Origin of the sequence: Pseudochrobactrum sp. sp1633, assembly GCF_030376605.1 — a bacterium.
Lineage (GTDB): Bacteria > Pseudomonadota > Alphaproteobacteria > Rhizobiales > Rhizobiaceae > Pseudochrobactrum.
In genome coordinates this window covers 76214-94658 of the sequence record NZ_JARRAE010000007.1, presented here as the reverse complement: position 1 = coordinate 94658, position 18445 = coordinate 76214, and the positions used below count along the sequence as shown (strand labels likewise).

18 protein-coding genes are annotated in these 18445 nt (G+C 52.4%); 10 read left to right on the top strand and 8 right to left on the bottom strand.

Features of this window, described 5'->3' with window-relative positions:
- Nucleotides 1–376: 376 nt before the first annotated feature.
- Complete coding sequence (locus P8H26_RS09890) at nt 377–1063, bottom strand: GntR family transcriptional regulator (RefSeq protein ID WP_289632798.1); 687 nt, start codon at nt 1061–1063, stop codon at nt 377–379.
- A 399-nt stretch (nt 1064–1462) separates the two neighbouring features.
- Between P8H26_RS09890 and P8H26_RS09885 the strand changes: the two genes are divergently transcribed.
- Both P8H26_RS09885 and P8H26_RS09880 read left to right on the top strand, forming a co-directional pair.
- Nucleotides 1463–2209 carry a YebC/PmpR family DNA-binding transcriptional regulator gene (locus P8H26_RS09885; protein WP_289632797.1) on the top strand — a complete coding sequence of 249 codons (747 nt, stop codon included), beginning with the start codon at nt 1463–1465 and terminating at the stop codon, nt 2207–2209.
- Between the two features lie 242 nt (nt 2210–2451).
- A complete protein-coding gene (locus P8H26_RS09880) occupies nt 2452–3237 on the top strand; it encodes a glutamate racemase (protein WP_289632796.1) in 786 nt (261 codons plus the stop codon).
- A gap of 74 nt (nt 3238–3311) precedes the next feature.
- On the opposite strand, the gene rpmE is transcribed toward P8H26_RS09880, so the two are convergent.
- Nucleotides 3312–3533: a 50S ribosomal protein L31 gene (gene rpmE / locus P8H26_RS09875; protein ID WP_289632795.1), complete on the bottom strand. Its 222-nt coding sequence runs from the start codon at nt 3531–3533 to the stop codon at nt 3312–3314.
- A gap of 183 nt (nt 3534–3716) precedes the next feature.
- On the opposite strand from rpmE, the gene P8H26_RS09870 reads away from it, so the two are divergent.
- Entirely contained in the window at nt 3717–5519 is a 1803-nt protein-coding gene (locus P8H26_RS09870) for an ABC transporter transmembrane domain-containing protein (protein ID WP_289632794.1), read from the top strand.
- 34 nt (nt 5520–5553) lie between these two features.
- Here P8H26_RS09870 and P8H26_RS09865 read toward each other — a convergent pair whose 3' ends face one another.
- The 6 genes from P8H26_RS09865 to P8H26_RS09840 all read right to left on the bottom strand — a co-directional run bounded on the left by P8H26_RS09865 (nt 5554) and on the right by P8H26_RS09840 (nt 11658).
- A complete protein-coding gene (locus tag P8H26_RS09865) occupies nt 5554–6582 on the bottom strand; it encodes a peptidoglycan -binding protein (protein ID WP_289632792.1) in 1029 nt (342 codons plus the stop codon).
- Between the two features lie 10 nt (nt 6583–6592).
- Nucleotides 6593–7603 (bottom strand): MotA/TolQ/ExbB proton channel family protein, encoded by a 1011-nt coding sequence (locus tag P8H26_RS09860; RefSeq protein WP_374708270.1) that lies wholly within the window; start codon nt 7601–7603, stop codon nt 6593–6595.
- A gap of 351 nt (nt 7604–7954) precedes the next feature.
- Complete coding sequence (locus P8H26_RS09855; RefSeq protein WP_289632791.1) at nt 7955–8746, bottom strand: inositol monophosphatase family protein; 792 nt, start codon at nt 8744–8746, stop codon at nt 7955–7957.
- Nucleotides 8747–9038: 292 nt separating this feature from the next.
- Nucleotides 9039–9599, bottom strand: coding sequence for an elongation factor P (efp, locus tag P8H26_RS09850; RefSeq protein WP_289632790.1), 561 nt, complete (start codon nt 9597–9599; stop codon nt 9039–9041).
- 228 nt (nt 9600–9827) lie between these two features.
- Nucleotides 9828–10802, bottom strand: a complete 975-nt coding sequence (locus P8H26_RS09845) for a tetratricopeptide repeat protein (RefSeq protein WP_374708281.1) — start codon at nt 10800–10802, stop codon at nt 9828–9830.
- Between the two features lie 190 nt (nt 10803–10992).
- Nucleotides 10993–11658 (bottom strand): thiamine phosphate synthase, encoded by a 666-nt coding sequence (locus P8H26_RS09840; RefSeq protein WP_289632789.1) that lies wholly within the window; start codon nt 11656–11658, stop codon nt 10993–10995.
- Between the two features lie 471 nt (nt 11659–12129).
- Here P8H26_RS09840 and P8H26_RS09835 point away from each other — a divergent pair, with 471 nt between their 5' ends.
- The 7 genes from P8H26_RS09835 to tolQ all read left to right on the top strand — a co-directional run bounded on the left by P8H26_RS09835 (nt 12130) and on the right by tolQ (nt 18395).
- Entirely contained in the window at nt 12130–13353 is a 1224-nt protein-coding gene (locus tag P8H26_RS09835; protein ID WP_289632926.1) for an OpgC family protein, read from the top strand.
- 599 nt (nt 13354–13952) lie between these two features.
- Nucleotides 13953–14492: a DUF1465 family protein gene (locus P8H26_RS09830; RefSeq protein ID WP_289632788.1), complete on the top strand. Its 540-nt coding sequence runs from the start codon at nt 13953–13955 to the stop codon at nt 14490–14492.
- Nucleotides 14493–14591: 99 nt separating this feature from the next.
- Complete coding sequence (ruvC, locus tag P8H26_RS09825) at nt 14592–15125, top strand: crossover junction endodeoxyribonuclease RuvC (RefSeq protein WP_289632786.1); 534 nt, start codon at nt 14592–14594, stop codon at nt 15123–15125.
- Nucleotides 15122–15739, top strand: a complete 618-nt coding sequence (ruvA, locus tag P8H26_RS09820) for a Holliday junction branch migration protein RuvA (RefSeq protein ID WP_289632785.1) — start codon at nt 15122–15124, stop codon at nt 15737–15739. Before ruvC ends, ruvA begins: the two co-directional genes overlap by 4 nt.
- Before the next feature lie 38 nt (nt 15740–15777).
- The gene (gene ruvB / locus P8H26_RS09815; RefSeq protein ID WP_289632784.1) at nt 15778–16818 is read left to right on the top strand and encodes a Holliday junction branch migration DNA helicase RuvB; all 1041 of its coding nucleotides are present in this window, start codon (nt 15778–15780) and stop codon (nt 16816–16818) included.
- Nucleotides 16818–17294 carry a tol-pal system-associated acyl-CoA thioesterase gene (ybgC, locus tag P8H26_RS09810; protein ID WP_289632783.1) on the top strand — a complete coding sequence of 159 codons (477 nt, stop codon included), beginning with the start codon at nt 16818–16820 and terminating at the stop codon, nt 17292–17294. Before ruvB ends, ybgC begins: the two co-directional genes overlap by 1 nt.
- Nucleotides 17295–17684: 390 nt before the next feature.
- Nucleotides 17685–18395 (top strand): protein TolQ, encoded by a 711-nt coding sequence (gene tolQ, locus P8H26_RS09805; protein WP_289632782.1) that lies wholly within the window; start codon nt 17685–17687, stop codon nt 18393–18395.
- Nucleotides 18396–18445: the final 50 nt, after the last annotated feature.

Sequence of the window (18445 nt, the reverse complement as noted above, 5' to 3'; positions counted from 1 at the left end):
TAAAATGAGAGTGCGCGCAATGGGGAATATGATTTGCGATGCACTCTGGTGAAATTATAGATAGTTTGCACGAGGCATCTATCGCAAAAAGTATTAAGTGAATTCGATCGGCTTGACCAGACAGAACTGTTTGAAATTTGTTTATAGTTCAGTGTGAGTCAGGCTTAGATCCGCACATAAAATGAAAACAAAATGCTTCAAGCATGGATTGCTTCCCGAGACGTTGATCAAATGTCAATTTTATAGATAATTTGGGCGCCGGTGATGAGGTCTAGAGTGGTTTACGTCCAGATTGGATCACAGTACTCGCTCTAGATTCTTTAATTTGCCGCATTATCACGGGCGTCAAGTTGATCCAACTTGACTGTGAAATGCTCTAGCCGACAATGGCAAAGGCATCGCGTACTTTGCCAGACGGGCTGGTGACAGGTTTGCGTCCGATCCACTGTACATGACGGGTGAGGATATTTGCCGCCTGTTCAACGTCGCCGTTACGCAGAGCCGCAAGGATGGCCAGATGGTCATGATCGGTGCGGGCTTCCCATTCTGCACGCCACGAGACGAACAGAAAGCGTGCGCTGGCATCATGCAGATCGTCAATTGTCGCGAGCAGGCGCGGCATAGCGCAGGGCGTAATCAGCAACCGGTGGAATTTACGGTTGGCGGCTTCCCATGAACGCACATCGCTGGAATTATCACCGGCATGGGTGGCCTCTTCCGCTTCATCAAGAATGGCGCGGGTCAGGTGCGGTGCCGCATGGCGCAAGGCCAGCACTTCCAGTGCGGCGCGCATTTCCGCAACTTCGCGGATTTCCTGAAGCGAGAAAGAAGCAACGCGAACACCGCGCCGTGGCTCAGAAACTGCAAGCCCCTGTGCCTCCAGGCGACGGAACGCCTCCCGCACCGGCACATGGCTGGTTCCGAATTCATCAGCAATATGATCCTGACGCAGCTTTGCGCCTGGTTCCAGCTCGCCCGCAATAATCCGCTGCGACAGGATGCGGCTGATTTGTGCGGCAATCGTGTCTGTTTTTTTCTTCTGTGGGGCAGGCTGTTCGGTCACGTCAGTCAATATCCGGTTTGACGGGCGGTTTCAGTGCGTGCCCGTGCATAAACTATTGATAAAACGCATAACCGGCAGTGTCCAGCTTCCGGCGGGTACTGGATAGTAAAAAGCTGTCTTCAACACATAAAACACGCTAATATAAACCGATCAAAGAAGTGCGGTGCTGTGTGGCTGGACGTGGCGCGCCATTTTCCGTATAAAGCGCACATTCCGCAGGGATGATTGCGGATGCCTCGCTCACGCTGCGCCGCATATTCAATCCCTTGCCAATTTTAAAGCAGTTTCGGGACAAAAGTGGAAACGGTTTTTTCGTTCGAAACTGCGTCAATATAAAGAGATAGAGCGGTTTTTAGTTCACAATAGAGGAAGCCGCTCTGGAAACTGAACAGGGGTGTTATGGCCGGCCATTCACAGTTTAAAAATATTATGCACCGCAAAGGCAGACAGGATGCCATGCGGTCGAAAATGTTCTCCAAGCTTGCACGCGAAATTACCGTTGCAGCCAAGCAGGGACTGCCTGACCCGACGATGAATGCGCGTCTGCGTCTGGCGATCCAGAATGCTAAAGCGCAGTCCATGCCAAAGGACAATATTGAGCGCGCGATTAAAAAAGCTGCCGGTGCTGATTCTGAGAACTATGATGAAGTGCGCTATGAAGGCTACGGCCCGGGTGGTGTGGCTGTTATCGTTGAAGCGCTGACAGATAACCGCAACCGTACCGCGTCGAATGTGCGTGCTGCTTTCACCAAATCCGGTGGTGCGCTGGGTGAAACCGGCTCTGTTGGCTTCATGTTCGCCCGCGTTGGTGAAATTGTTTATAAGCTGTCCGTCGGTGATGCCGACACAGTGATGGAAGCAGCGATTGAAGCCGGTGCTGAAGATGTGCAGTCTGATGAAGAAGGCCATGTAATCATCTGCGCTTTTGAAGATGTCGGCGATGTTTCCAAAGCGCTTGAAGCCGCTCTGGGTGAAGCTGAGTCCATCAAAACAATCTGGAAGCCACAGGTTTCTGCACCTGTTGACGAAGACAAGGCACAGTCAGTGCTGCGTCTGATCTCGACACTCGAAGATGATGATGATGTGCAGTATGTTTACGCCAATTTTGAAGTCAGCGAAGAAGTGCTGGCCAAACTGAGCGTGTAAAACATTTCAGGCATTGATTGAAAGAAACCTCCGGCAGCTGACGTTGCCGGAGGTTTTTCTTTTTGTGCTGCGTAATAGGCCTGTTGACCTTGGCAGGTAAAATCCGGACACTAAATTGATACAGCATAGCGAAATGAACCAACCGCAGATTTTATATCTGCCCGCGGCAAACGGGCAGATATAAAATTTGAAGCGGCCGCAAGCGGGAGCCGTTCCGCAATACGGATACGGGAGAGCGATCCATGCACAGACCTATTGCTGTTTTTGACGCCGGTATAGGCAGCTATGCTGTTGTTGCGGAAATCCGTAATCGCCTGCCGGATCAGGATATTCTTTATTTTGCGGATCGGGCGAGTTTTCCCTATGGCGGCAAAAGCCGCGCAGAGCTGTTGCAGGTCATGCGGCGGACAATTGACTATCTATCGGCCTTCGACCCGTCAGCGATTGTTATCGCCTCCAATGCGCCCTCCATTATGGTACTGGAAGAGCTCAGTCAGGATGTTCATCTGCCGTTGTTCGGTGTCTATCCGCCATTGCGTGAGGCGTGGGGGCTGTCGCAGAGCGGTCGCGTGGGAATTATGGGTGTTCAGTCACTGGTTGAAAGCCCGATGATTGGTGAGTTTGTGACCGAGAACAGTGCCTATAGTGATCAGGTTGCGCTCATCAACGCATCGCCGATGGTGGAGCTGGTTGAGACGGGGGCGTTTCTTTTTGCGCCGGATAAGACACAGGAAGCGGTTGATGCGTTTCTGGCGCAGGTCTTTACCAAATATCCGGATATTGATGTGCTGACGCTTTCCAGTACCCATCTGCCGTGGTTGCGCCGCTTCTTTGAAAATGCCCGACCGCAGTGTCATTTTCTGGATCCGGCAAAAGACATGGTAGCGCGGATCGGTAAAGGCACCAAAGGGCAGGGCAAAATCCGCGCACTGGTGACAGAGGATGAGCGCTATGATCTGGAAACATTTCGCCGGATGCTGAGCGCAATAGGCGTGGACATTCCTCTGGAGCCGGTCAGCCCTTATTAGAAGGCATACTCAAATACAGCCATAAAAAAAGCTCCGCAGTGCGGAGCTTTTTATTCTCATCAGGAAATCGGGAATTAGATACCCAGATTGCCGAAGCGATTCTTGAACTTGGAAACGCGGCCACCGCGATCCATCAGGTTCTGATTGCCGCCGGTCCATGCCGGATGGCTCAAAGGATCGATATCGAGGTTCATCGTATCGCCTTCTTTGCCCCATGTGGAGCGTGTGAAATATTCGCTACCATCAGTCATTACAACTTTGATGGTGTGGTAGTCTGGATGAATGTCTGCTTTCATAGTCAGCTTCCTGAAAGGTTTATGGCATTTAGCCACGCTCCGGTCGCCACCGGAACTGCGGCAGATACGCCCACTTGTCTCATTGAAGCTGCAGACAATACGGCTACGGCTTCCAAAAGGGTTGGGGAGCCTATACATCAGGCGACAGCTAATAACAAGGGCGCAATCTCGCAAGCAAGCATAATGACAGTGACGATTTCACAGAACAAAGCGGTTTCTGAAGCCGGAGATGGTAAAAAGTCACGCCGGTCCCTGAAACCACTGGCGCGAATCTTCCCTTATGTCCGGCAATATCCACGCTCGGTTGCCGGAGCGCTGGTCGCTCTGGTCACTGCTGCGGTGGCAACTCTGGTCTTGCCGGTTGCCGTTCGCAGCCTGCTGGATAACGGGCTGACACTCGCCGATAGCGGTTTTATTGATACATCTTTTGCAGCCTTGCTGATCCTGGCGGCAGTTCTCGCCGTGGCCTCCGCTGCGCGCTATTACTTTGTGATTACTCTTGGTGAGCGCATCGTTGCCGACTTGCGGCGCGATGTTTTTGCCCATGTAACCCGCCTGTCTCCGGCTTTTTTTGATGAAGTGCAGTCGGGTGAAATCGTTTCACGCCTCACAGCTGATACAACGCAGGTGAAATCAGCGGTTGGTGCTACGGCTTCGATCGCCTTGCGCAATCTGATTCTGGTGATCGGTGCCGTGGTGATGATGGTCATCACCAGCCCCAAATTATCGGCGCTGGTATTGGCAGCGATTCCCCTTGTGGTCCTGCCGCTGGTTGCTTTTGGCCGCTCTGTGCGCCGCCGCTCCCGCCGTGCGCAGGATGAGCTGGCACTGGCCACCGCCTATGCCGGTGAAAAAATTGCCGCAGTGCGCACGGTTCAGGCATTTACCCATGAGGCACCGGCCATTCAGCATTATTCCGATGCCGTGGACAATGCTTATGGCGCTGCACAACAATCGATTCTCTCCCGTTCCATCCTGACAGCTTTTGCAATTTTTATTGTTTTCTCCAGTGTGGTGGCAGTTCTGTGGTTTGGTTCGCATGATGTGATGAGCGGCCGCATGAGTGCCGGTACGCTGGGTCAGTTTCTGATCTATGCGGTGGTGGCGGCAGGCTCGCTTGGCGCTTTGTCGGAGGTGTGGGCAGAACTGGCGCAGGCAGCCGGTGCAGCTGAGTGGCTGGTGGAGTTGCTGAATGAAGAATCAGCGGTCGTTTCACCAGCCAATCCTGTGCCGCTCTCCCGCGCTCAAGGCCGTGTTGAATTCTCTCATGTGGAATTTGCCTATCCGATACAGCCGGACGCACAGGCTTTGCATGATGTGAGTTTTGTGGTGGAGCCCGGCAAGACCGTGGCGATTGTCGGTGCTTCCGGCGCCGGTAAATCAACGCTGATTGCCTTGCTGTTGCGTTATTATGATCCGAAGCACGGTAAAATTTTACTGGATGATACGGATTTGAAAGCGCTTTCGCTGGATGATTTACGCGGCAATATTGCGCTGGTGCCGCAGGATGTGACAATTTTTGCCGCGAGCATTCGTGAAAATATTGCCTTCGGGCGACCGGATGCAAGTGCGCAAGATATTGAAGCGGCGGCTAAGGCTGCGCAGGCGCATGAGTTTATTCTGGCGCTTGAGGGCGGTTATGATGCACCGGTCGGTGAGCGTGGCGTGATGCTCTCAGGCGGCCAGCGCCAGCGCATTGCCATTGCCCGTGCACTGTTGCGTGACGCGCCGGTGCTGCTGCTGGATGAGGCTACCTCGGCACTGGATGCCCAGAGCGAAATGCTGGTGCAGAAGGCACTGGAGCATCTGATGCAGGGGCGTACAACGCTGGTGATTGCGCACCGGTTGGCCACAGTGCTTAAAGCGGATCATATTCTGGTTATGGATCAGGGACGCATTGTGGAGCAGGGAACGCATGCTACTTTAAGCCAGACCGGCGGGATTTATGCCCGTCTTGCCAATTTGCAGTTCCAGCAGGCTCATTAAAATATAAAAAGCCCCGTTTTAACGGGGCTTTTTGTTATCTTTCTGTGAGTTTCAGCTCAATGCGGCGGTTACGGCTGCGTGCGTCTGAACTGTCATCAGCCTCCAGCGGCTGATATTCGCCAAAGCCTGCGGCAACCAGCCGGTTGGCAGGAACGCCATTGGCAATCAGGTACTTGACCACAGCGGTTGCGCGGGCTGAAGACAGCTCCCAGTTGTCGCGGTAGCGCCCTGTGCCGGAGAGCGGTGCATTATCCGTATGGCCGTCTACACGCAGTACCCAGTTGATGTCGTCCGGTATTTCTTTGTTCAGTTCCACCACGGCATCGGCCAGCTTTTTCATTTCGATCAGGCCCTGAGGGTTGATATCTGCCGAGCCGGTCGGGAACAGCACTTCTGACTGGAAGACGAAGCGGTCGCCGACAATGCGGATATTTTCACGGTCTGAGAGAATTTCCCGCAAACGTCCGAAGAAGTCGGAGCGGTAGCGGTTCAGTTCCTGCACACGCTGGGCAAGCGCCACGTTCAGTCGTTTGCCGAGATCTGCAATTTTGGTGTTTGATTCGCGATCGCGTGCTTCAGACGCATTGAGGGCATCTTCCAGAGCGCCGATCTGACGGCGCAGGGCTGCGATCTGCTGGTTAAGCAATTCGACCTGCGACAGGGCACGGGCGCTGACCTGCTTTTCCGTATCCAGAGACTGGGACAGTTCACCGGCACGCTGTTCTGCCGCTGCACCGGAGCCGCCGGAGGCCAGCAGGCTTTGCAGGCGGGATTTTTCAGTCTCCGCAGCAGAAAGCGAGGCCTGAAGACCGGCAAGTGTATCTTCCAGATCCTGCCCCTTGCCACGCTCAAGCGACAAAAGCTCAGTGAGTTCACTGATCTGGCTGTTGAGCCGGTTCAGCACGGAATCCTTGTTGTTGACCTCCTGTGACAACAGGAACTGCATCAGCACAAAGACAGACAGCAGAAACATGATGGCCAGCAGCAATGTGGACAGGGCATCCACAAAGCCCGGCCAATAATCTACATGGCGCTCACTGCGACGATTACGGGATAAGGCCATTGGTTCCGCCTTATTGTTCGCGCTTGGAAGCAGAGAGGATCGTGTTGAGCTTTTCTACGGCTTGGCGCAATGCTTTTTGCTCTTCGGCCTGCCGTTCAACCCAGTCACTCATGCTTTGCTGGTCATGACGCATGGTTTTGACCAGTGCTTGTACGCCTTCCGCCAGATTGGCCAATGCTGCTGTCGTGCGCTGGCTGGTGCCGTTGCCGTCCTGAATATTTTGCAAACGGTCGGAGAACAGGCGAATTTCTTCAATCGTCGTGCTGCCGTTCTCTGCGTTAACGGGCAGGTCAGAATTGAGATCGGTTACCGAAGACAGCCAGTTTTCCAGTTCCGTATAAAAACGGTTCTGCGCGCGACCGGATTGCAGATCGAGAAAACCGAGGATCAGCGAGCCGGAAAGACCGAACAAGGATGATGAGAAGGCTGTGCCCATACCGCTCAACGGGGCTTGAAGACCGCTCTTGAGCGAATCCAGTACGGTGCCGGTATCGCTTGATTTCGGATCAAGCGACTGAATGGTCTGGCCGATGGAGCCGATGGTTTCAAGCAACCCCCAGAATGTACCGAGAAGTCCGAGGAAAACCAGCAACCCGATGAGATAGCGGGAAATGTCGCGGCTTTCATCAAGGCGGGTGGCAATAGAATCAAGGATCGAGCGCATGGAGGTCGCCGAGAGCGCCATAGACTGGCGGCGTCCGATCATTGCCCGCATCGGGGCCAGCAGAACCGGATCTGTTGCGCCGTCATCACCATCGCGGAACGAATTGACCCAGCGAATTTCCGGCACCAGCCGCAAGACCTGTATGAAAGCCAATATGATGCCGACGAGCAGAACACCGAGAATCAGGCCGTTCAGACCGGGATTGGTCACAAAAAATGTCTGAATTTGCCGCACCAGAGCCAAAGCCAGAAAGGCGACCAGAGCCAGGAAGATGAGCATAATCATCATAACCTGCCGCGGACTGGAAAGCCGGTTCGGGTCGTATTCAGTTCCCATGTTAATATCCCGCTGTGCCATACTATTCTCTCGCCTGAGCTGGTGCATCTGCATATGGAACAGGACGCTACTGCAAAAATTGCAAAACCGGAACCGTCTGAAAGCGGAATAGCGAAACTTTAGAGCATTTCATATTATGGCAGGCCAGAGCAGTTTACGTTCAGCTTAGGTCGCAGCGCTTGCTCTGGATTCTTTAGTGGTCGCATTGCACGGACGTCAAGTTGATCCAACTTGACTGTGACATGCTCTGACGCGACGGCCGTGAGAATGTGCTCAGGCGGGTCTGCCAGAGGCGTAAAAAAATCCCCCGCTTAATTTTCATAAGCGGGGGATCGTATATTTTGCTTTGTACTTTAGATCAGTCAGTTTTTATCAAACCGGCTTTTTCAGCGTGCGCAGCAGCTGGCCGTGAATGATTTCATTACCGGCAACGATGTTTTTCTGCTCATACATGTCCTGCTGGCCGTTTTTATCAGAAACAAAACCACCGGCTTCACGCACCAACAGGATGCCTGCTGCCATATCCCAAGGGGACAACGGCTCATCCCAGTAACCGTCTACGCGGCCTGCTGCGACATAAGCGAGTTCCAGAGAAGCGGCACCGAGTGCACGTATGCCAGCGGCTTCACCCATCACATTGCGCAGTTCGATCAGGTAATGACCGTGTTTTCCGCGACCAAGATGCGGCATGCCGTGGGTGATAACCGCATCGGAGAGTTTGCTGCGTGCAGCAACGCGCAGACGACGGTCGTTGAGGAATGCACCGCCACCGCGTTCAGATGTGTAGAGCTCATCGGTTGCAGGATTATAGATAACACCGGCAACAACCTGTCCCTGACGCTCCAGCGCGATGGATACTGCGAAAGCAGGAATACCGTGCAGGAAGTTGGTGGTGCCGTCGAGCGGATCAACAATCCAGCGATGCTGGCTGTCTGCACCTTCAACCGCGCCGCGTTCTTCCATCAGAAAGCTATAGTCAGGACGCGCACGGCGCAGTTCACTGAAAATAATGTCTTCTGCTTTTTTATCCGCCTGGCTCACATAATCGCCCGGGCCTTTAAGAGAAACCTGCAGATTCTGTACTTCGCCGAAATCACGCGCCAGTGAGCGTCCGGCCTTGATTGCGGCCTGAACCATAACATTGAGAATTGCTGAGCGCGCCATAGTATACGTCCTGTTTGTGCATAAGAGAGCCGTGGGATGAGTCTTCCCTTGAGGCTGCGTTTGCTTATGCGTTGGAGTTTAAACGATACAGCATAATTCTTTAAACTTGAATCAGTTTAAGGAATTATGCTGCAAATATAAATTGTTAGAGCGACCTTTGTTCACCCGATAAGGCGCAAGGCGCTTTAATATCATCCGTAGAGCAATCTCCGCGAATGAAAAATTTTATTATTTTTTAAAAAACGCCGGTTCACCGGTCGTAAACCGGCGTTTTTAGAAATGAATACGAACCTTAAGCGCGGGAAACGTAGGTCAGTTCATTGGTATCAACGATGACGCGTTCGCCTGTTGAGATGAAAGGCGGCACGAGAATACGGATGCCGTTTTCCAGAATTGCAGGCTTGTAGGAAGAAGCCGCAGTCTGACCCTTAACAACAGGATCAGCTTCTGTGATTGCCAGTGTAACCTGATCCGGAAGGCGAATACCGATCGGGCGCTCTTCGTGCATTTCCACGGTAACCATCATGCCGTCCTGAAGGAATGCAGCGCGTTCGCCGACAAAGTCCTTGTGCAGTTCAAGCTGTTCATAGGTTTCTGTATCCATGAAGATCAGCGCTTCGCCCTGTTCGTAGAGGAAGGAGAAATCCTTCTGTTCAAGACGGATACGCTCAACAGTTTCAGCTGAACGGAAACGTTCATTCAGCTTGGTGCCGTCGATGAGGTTCTTCAGTTCAACCTGATTATAGGCGCCGCCTTTGCCAGGCTTCACCGCATTGCATTTAACCGCTGCCCACAGGCCGCCATTGTGTTCAATGACGTTGCCGGGACGGATTTCGTTACCGTTGATCTTCATGTGAATAAAATCCGGAATTAGTGTGAAATTTTCTCTGAATCGCCCTTTGAAATTCTGCGTCGCCTCATTCTTAAACCTGTTCCGGTTCCGGAAATGATGCCGCAGTGCGCGTCAGAGGGCATTCAAGCCATATCAATCGGCGTTTCCAAGACCATAAATCTGCTATTTTGGCAAGCCTGATGGATGTTTCAGTATGCACTATGTTAGCGAAAATATGATTTTCACAGGTCAACGCAAATTATTAGCGCGGGAAATTGCCTGCTGAATTTCATCATCCGTCAACCCGTCCATGAAAGAATCGAGGTCTTTGGCGTTGAGTTTCGAGCGCCGCGCCAGAATATACCATGCGGCTGCTTCCACAGAATTGCCGTCTGTGCCGATGCCGTCACGGTAGAGACGTGCTACCCGCGCCATCGCTGCAATATTGCCGCCGCGGGCTGCTGTCAGCATCCAGCGGAAGCCGGCATCAAAATTGCGTTCACCGCCGCGTCCCTCGACCAGCCATGTGGCCAGATCAAGCTGTGCGGTGTCATAGTTTTTGCGGGCGGCGCGCAGCAGATAGTCCCGCGCCTTTGCATCATCGCGTTTGATTTTGGATGTACCATTCGCCAAAATCTGACTGACTGCATATTCTCCGTCTGCCAGACCGGCATCTGCGGCTTTTTCAAACCACGGTGTTGCTTCCTCCAGCCCTTTCAGGCCGGGATTGCGCATCATCAGCATCTGCCCGTAATTAAACTGCGCCATTGCATTGCCTGCCTCGGCAGCCTTTTGCATCAGGACTTCAGCTTTTTTAGCATCTTTGGCAACGTAAATGCCCTGCAGCAGCATGGCAGCATAGCGGAACTGCGCTTCGTGTTCGTTTTTTTCAGCAGCCAGCCCATACCAATGCGCGGCCTGCTTCTGGTCTGCTTTGATACCAAGGCCACGGGCATAAATTTCAGCCACCAGTGTTTGCGCTGCCGCATCGCCCGCTTTGGCGCGCTCCATGCCAAGATTGAATGCTGTCAGATAGAGGCCACGCTGAAACGCACCGAATGCCGGATCGGCAATCTTGTCTCCGAAACGGTTTTCGTTAAAGGCGGGCATAGCATCGGTTGTTGCAGGCTGCTGCAACATATCAGACTTATCATTTTTATTTTTCGACCATGCTCCGGCCAGCTCGGGAATAGTGAAGCCGGTAGAAACCGCAGGCACATCCATAGATGCGCCTGATGGTTCAGCTTTTTTGTCCGTCTCTGTTTTTGTGGTTTCAGCGGCTGTTTTTTCAGGGGCCGGTTTTGTCACTTCCGCAGCCAGTGCGGGCTTGTGGATGGCCACAGCCGCGACGATCAGCCAGAAGGCACAGGTGCTGTTGAGGAGAACGGATTTTTTCAACATGGGTCTAACTCTGTTACTCTTCTGCTTCAGCGGCGCTCATTTCATCGAGCCGGCGGTTTGTGTCTGCCACAACCTGAGCAGGATCTTCAGCGGAAAACACCGCTGCACCCAGTGCAATAAATTCAGCTCTTGTGGCAAAGCAAGCTGCGAGATCATCAAGCTTTGCGCCTGCCTGAAGAATGGCCGGAATTTCAACCATAGCTGCCCACCATTCAGCCAGACCCAGATTGCGCGGGTGCGCTTCAGGCTTGGTATCTGCGCCGATTTTGCCGAAGAACATATAATCCGGCTGTAATTCACCGACTTCCAGAGCGGTATGGCGCTCTTTTACATTGCCGGTACCGACAATCATTTTAGGCGTATAGCGCTCAACAGCATCGGCAATATCGGCTTGTGAGCCTTCAATATGAACACCATCCGCGCCAACACGACCGGCAGTGCGGGTATCGTTCAGGATGATTGCTGCGGAACCGGCTGTCTGAATTTTAGCAACGGCAGCGGCAGCGAAAGTCTGAAATGATGCCTCGTCTGCTTTGCCATTGTCGAGAATGACACTAGCAATATCACCGGCGGCGAGCGCTTTATCCAAAGTGAGGAGCAGCGCATCAGATGTATGTCCTTCTGAAGCAGGGGAAGGAACGACCAGAACCAGACGCGGACGGTTTTCAGGAAATTTCATTAGACAAAGCCTCGTTGAGCGGGCGCAAATAGCCCTTAAAAGTGGCAAAGTTCGGGAACTGCACTCACCTGAGTACAATATAGCGGCCATTGCATCGTGTTTAGAGCATTTTCAGCAAAAACGGGAAGCGCTTTGCGATGGATAATGCGATTAAAACAAAAAGATAAAGCATAATTGCTAAAAGATAACCGGCTTTTTGAGTGATGCAGTGCAAAACCGGCAAGGAACGGCTGGTTTTCCCGCGCTTCCGCAGGTGCAGATAGCTTTCAACTTCTTGTAATTGCCGCTTTGTTTAGCTCTGGAAAATAATGTGATGGGGTTGTGAGGCGGCTTAGCCGCTTTCGTGTCCCATTTGAGTCGTATTGTTGTATGCAGACAAAAATTGCCTGCGGGACGTGTTTTCATTGCTGAAAATTGAAAGCACGCACAAGGATCAGGCAAAGAACAGGCTGGCAGATGACAATACTGAGCATAGCACCACAAACGGGACAGATGGCGAAAATACGCGATACGCGGCTTGATGTTTTCAGGGCGCTGGCATTGCTGAGCATTTTCATCAATCATGTTCCGGGAACGATCTTTGAGAAGTTCACGCACCGCGAATTCGGTTTTTCTGATTCCGCGGAAGCCTTTGTTCTGATCTCCGGTCTGGCTGTTGCGCTTGCCTACAGTTCCAAATTTGTTGAAGGGAATCGCCTGCTGCTGTCTTTGAAAATGGCACGCCGTTCCATGACACTTTATATGGCGCAGATGATGACAACACTCATCACGCTGGCTGTTTTCGCTTTCACGGCCCTCTATATGAAGCGGCCGGAAATGCTGGAAATGATCAATATTAAAACCGTGATGGAGCAACCGGCTGAAGCCTTTGTCGGTCTGGTCACACTTGGCCACCAGCTCGGTTATAATAATATTCTGTCGCTCTATCTGGTGCTGATGCTGTTTGCACCGGTTATGCTTTATCTGTCGCGGATCAGTATTTCACTGATGCTGACAATCTCTGGTGCGATCTGGTTTCTGTCGGGTTATTATCATATCGCCCCGATGAACTATCCGACACAAGGCGTGTGGTTCCTGAACCCGTTGTCATGGCAGTTTCTGTTTGCCATTGGTATTGGTGCGATGACTCACGTGAAGCAGGGTGGTCGCTTTGATCAGAACCGTCCGCTGATGCTTGCGGCTATCGGCTATCTGGTCTTCTCCTTATTGTGGTTGCGCATTCCGCATCCGAACTGGGATATTTCCTTTGGTCTGCCAACAGTACTGACCGGTTTTGATAAGACTTATCTGTCAGCGACCCGCCTGTTGCATATTCTGGCGCTTGCCTATGTGATTGCCGGTATTCCTGCACTGTCGGCAAAAGCCCGTCTTGATCAGAACCACCCGCTGGCCTTGCTAGGTAAGCATTCGCTGCCAGTCTTTATTGCCGGTACTATTCTGGCGATGGTCGCTCAGGCGCTGCGTCATGTTTATCCGGTGAGCCTGTCTTTTGACACACTGTTGATTGCGGGTGGTATCATGGCCCAGTTCGCGCTGGTCTATTATCTGGAATGGTTGCCGCGCATCGGCTGGAAGGGCAAAACCCCTGTCAAAAGCTCTGTGCCTGAAATTGCCAGATCTGAAGCAAGAGCTCCAGAAACCCGTACGAAGCTGCCGCATATACCGGTGAAACCACGGCCTGTAACGGTTTCCTGAAACGGCAGTTCTAAGGAATAAGCGCGAATTAACTAAATATTAAAGTTAACGAAAGAATATAGGCCTATCCGGCATTGTCGGATTCTTACCGAGTGGACTTGGTCCCTCTGTATGACGCCTCCCTGTTAAACTTCTGAGAGCCGCTGATGCGGCTCTTTTTTTATGCCAAAACAGGGCTCTTCTTTTGTGAAACATGCTGTGCCTTTGTGGATAAGCTGCCCTGTGCAAAATTCCGGACAATCATTGTTTTTACCGGTCAAGCTTATGCGATTCTGCTTAACTGATTGAACATATTGATTTTATTCGTCTGTGTAGCCAGATTTGATCTGGCAAGCACAAAATCACGATTCATCTTTCTTTAACCATATTATTGCGCGAGCGTGTATGAGCGTGCATTTTGCTTGGATAGGCCATAGCCAGACGGTTTTTTACGGTCACGCTTTGTGATGCAAACAAGTCAAGTGCAGCCTGAATGAAAAGGGATTCGCCTGTTTTACCGGCAAAAATACCGGTCAAATCGTGGAATCACTTCAGTCAGAATGCTTGTCAGAAATTGCGGATGCAGCAGAGATGCTGTTTTTGCCAGTGAGCAGAACAACATGATGGAACAGACACATCGCAGAGAAAATACGGGTACGGATAATATGATCCGCCTGTCAGAACGGATGGTCTTTTCAGACAGTTTCAAGCCGCTTTACAGTGAAGGTATGGCGCTGGTTGAAGAAGCCGCGGCATATCTGGACGGTGACGGCAAAGACGTTGCACGTTCTCTCTCTCATCAGGCTGCAACACTTTATGCGGCCGAATCCATGCGTCTGACATCGCGCCTTATGCATATTGCTTCTTGGCTTTTGCTGCTGCGCGCCAGCCGTTCCGGCGATATGCCGCGCGAAATGGTGGCGAAGGAAAAGGCCAAAGTCAGTCTGGAAACCCATTCTGCCGGTGAAAAGACGGCTGGCTGGCAGGAACTGCCGCAGGCATTCCGCGATATGATCTCACATTCTTTGCATCTGCAGGATCGTGTGCGTTGCATGGATGGTGACAGCTATCATCAGCCGATCCGCAGACTGGTTGAATGTAAGGGCAATGCTGTTTCCGATCAGATCGTTTTGTTGCGTACAGCTTTCGGCGGTAATTGATCCGGCTGATGTGATTAAAATCAGTTCTTCACAGACAATGTTTCCATTTTGTTCACATTTTGATTGTTGAGTGCGCCTTACACAAGTTAAGGTCAGCATATGAAACAGGCGATTCGCATTATTGGTATTGATCCGGGATTACGGCGCACCGGCTGGGGCGTGATTGAATCCGCGGGTAATTCCTTGCATTTTGTTGCGGCCGGAACAGTGACGTCTGATGACAAGCTGGATCTGGCCTCACGTCTGCGCCAGTTGCATGAGGGATTGAGCGCCGTCCTGCATCAGATGATGCCGGACGAGGCGGCTGTTGAGCATACATTCGTTAATAAAGATGCGGCGGCAACGCTGAAACTGGGGCAGGCGCGCGGTATTGCGCTGCTGGTGCCTGCGCAGGCCGGATTGCGTGTCGCCGAATATGCACCGAATGCGGTGAAAAAGTCTGTCATCGGTGTCGGCCACGGTGAAAAACAGCAAATTCATATGATGGTCAAAGTGCTGATGCCGCGAGCAAGCTTCGATACAAGCGATGCGGCTGACGCGCTGGCGATTGCCATTTGTCATGCCCATAACCGGCACAGCCTGTATAATCTGGCGGAATTGAAGAAAAGCGGGAGGATTGCAGCCATATCATGATCGGGAAACTGAAAGGTGTTGTCGATGAAATCGCTGACGATCACGTCATTCTTGATGTGCATGGTGTCGGCTATGTGGCTTTCTGTTCTGCGCGCACGCTGGGCAATCTGCCTTCAGCGGGTGAGGCGGCAATCCTGCTGATTGAAACCTATGTGCGTGAAGATGTGCTGCGTCTCTATGGTTTTGGCACAGTGCTGGAGCGTGAGTGGTTTCGCCTTTTGCAGAATGTGCAGGGCGTTGGCGCTAAAGTAGCGCTGGCAGTGCTGGGCACATTAACGCCGTCTGAGCTCGCTAATGCCATTGCCTTGCGTGATATTGCTATGGTGTCCCGTGCGCCGGGTGTCGGCAAAAAAGTGGCTGAGCGCATTGTGACGGAGCTTAAAAACAAAGCACCTGCCTTTGCCGGTGATGCTGCCGCAAATATCGGGCTGAAGCAGGAAATCGGTGAGGGTGTTGCATCCACTGCTGTGAGTGATGCGGTTTCCGCGCTGAGCAATCTCGGCTATTCACGCGATCAGGCTGCCAATGCGGTGGCCAGCGCCTTGCGCGAGGTCGGAGAAGATGCAGATTCTGCCAAGCTGATCCGGCTTGGTCTGAAAGAACTGGCGCGATAAGATCGCGCCCAGAAATAATTGAAGTGCGGGTGTAACTGATGAGTGATGAAGATCGTCTGATTTCTGCGCAAAAGCGCGGAGAGGATACGGACACAGCTTTGCGCCCGCAAAGTCTGGATGATTTTGTCGGTCAGGCGGCGGCTCGTGCCAATCTGAAGATTTTTATCGAAGCCGCAAAAACCCGTGGTGAAGCGCTGGATCATGTGTTGTTTGTCGGCCCTCCGGGGCTAGGCAAGACCACATTGGCGCAGATTATGTCTAAGGAACTCGGGGTTAATTTCCGCTCCACTTCAGGGCCGGTGATTGCCAAAGCCGGTGATCTGGCGGCACTGCTCACCAACCTTGAAGACCGCGATGTGCTGTTCATTGATGAGGTTCATCGTCTCAGCCCTGCGGTTGAAGAAATTCTTTATCCGGCGATGGAAGATTATCAACTCGATCTGATTATCGGTGAGGGGCCTGCGGCGCGCTCGGTTAAAATCGATCTGGCGAAATTCACGCTTGTGGCAGCGACAACCCGTCTCGGTCTTCTGACCACGCCACTGCGTGACCGTTTCGGTATTCCGGTTCGGCTGAATTTCTATACGGTTGATGAGCTGGAATATATTGTGCGCCGTGGTGCACGACTGATGAAACTGAATATTTCCGATGATGGTGCGCGTGAGATTGCGCGCCGTGCACGCGGAACGCCGCGTATTGCCGGACGTTTGCTGCGTCGTGTCCGTGATTTTGCTCTGGTGGCAAAAGCAGACATTGTTGATGCAAAAATTGCAGATGAGGCGCTGATCCGTCTGGAAGTGGATAATATTGGCCTCGATCAGCTGGATCGCCGTTATCTCAATATGATTGCGCGCAATTTTGGCGGCGGGCCTGTGGGGATTGAAACCATAGCTGCCGGTCTGTCTGAGCCGCGCGACGCGATTGAAGATATTATTGAACCTTATCTGATCCAGCAGGGCTTTTTGCAGCGTACTCCGCGTGGCCGCGTACTGACAACAATTGCGTGGCAGCACTTAGGCCTGACGGCACCGACCGATCTGGCTGCACGCCAGATCACGATGTTTGAGGATGAGGGCTGATGCCGGATGTAACTGCGCCAGACAATTTAAGCACTGCAGAATCTGAAGTGATTAATGGCATGCTGACGGCAGAAGGGCACCGGCTGTTGGCGCGGGTCTATTATGCCGATACGGATTTTTCCGGTGTGGTTTATCACGCCCGCTATCTGGAGTTTCTGGAGCGCGGCCGCACAGATTTTCTGCGGCTGAAAGGTGTGCATCATACTCAACTTGAAGAAGGACAGCTCGGAGAGCCGATTGTCTGGATCGTGCGGCGGATGGAGATTGATTTCCGTTTGCCTGCCCGCATTGATGATATGCTGGTGATTGAGACTTGCGTGACAGAAGCCTCCGGTGCGCGGGTGAAAATGCGCCAAAGCATTAAGCGCAACAATGGCGATCTGCTGATTGAAGCGCAGGTTGAGGCGGCGCTTATCAACAAGCAGGGGCGTCCAAGACGTATGCCTGCGACATGGAAAGAGCTGTTTGCCGGTTAGGCATAGCGGCTTTCATGATGGCAAAACTGGATACGGAAAATAAGTTCGCACGTGCAAAATTGCCCACACTGCCACGAATCCTAACTTATCTTTAACCATAATAGTTCATCTTTAGCGCAAGATGGAGAGGTGACAGGCTTGAATCTGCTTGTCGCCTTCCTTTCACCAAAATTAACCGTAAAAAGCAAAGTTGCCGGTTATGCACAATAATTGTGTCCGGCGACATGCAGATACGGCGCAAAGCAATTCAGCGGGCCGTGCAAGCAAAATGCATCCGGACCGCTCAAGGTAACAACAGATCGAAACGGTCGCACGAACCCGTGCAGTCAACCGTTTTGCTTTTGCCGCCCGGTGATGAGCCGGGCGTTTGGATTCGAGGACAGGTGACAAATGGAAACGCTACCCATTGCAGCGCACACAAGTGATGTCAGTCTCTGGGGACTGTTCATGCAGGCCAACTGGGTTGTCAAACTGGTCATGCTGGGCTTGCTGGCAGCCTCAATCTGGACATGGGCGATCATTGTGGACAAGACATTGTCCTATCGCCGCGCAGCAAGTGCGATTGACCGTTTTGAGCAGGTTTTCTGGTCTGGTCAGTCGCTGGAAGAATTATACCGCAATCTCGGTGAGCGCCGCACGACCGGTATGAGCGCCATTTTTATGGCGGCAATGCGCGAGTGGAAAAAATCCTTCGAGAAAGGTGCACGCTCACCGATCGCATTGCAGATGCGTATTGAAAAAGCGATGGATGTGGCACTGGCACGTGAAAACGACAAGCTGGAATCACGCCTCGGATTTTTGGCGACCATTGGTACGTCGGCACCGTTTATCGGGCTGTTTGGTACTGTTGTCGGTATTATGACCTCGTTTATGGCGATTGCCGCTTCCAAAAATACCAGTCTTGCCGTTGTGGCGCCGGGTATTGCCGAAGCGCTGCTGGCTACCGCGATTGGTCTTCTCGCCGCTATTCCGGCCGTTATTGCCTATAACAAGCTGACTGCCGATGCCGGAAAAATCACTGCGCGTATGGAAGGTTTTGCCGATGAGTTTTCGGCCATACTGTCGCGACAAATTGATGAGAAGCTGACGCCGCGCGGATAATCCGCGCCACGTCAGCTGTTTTAAAGTCAGGCCGGATTTCAGGTCATTTA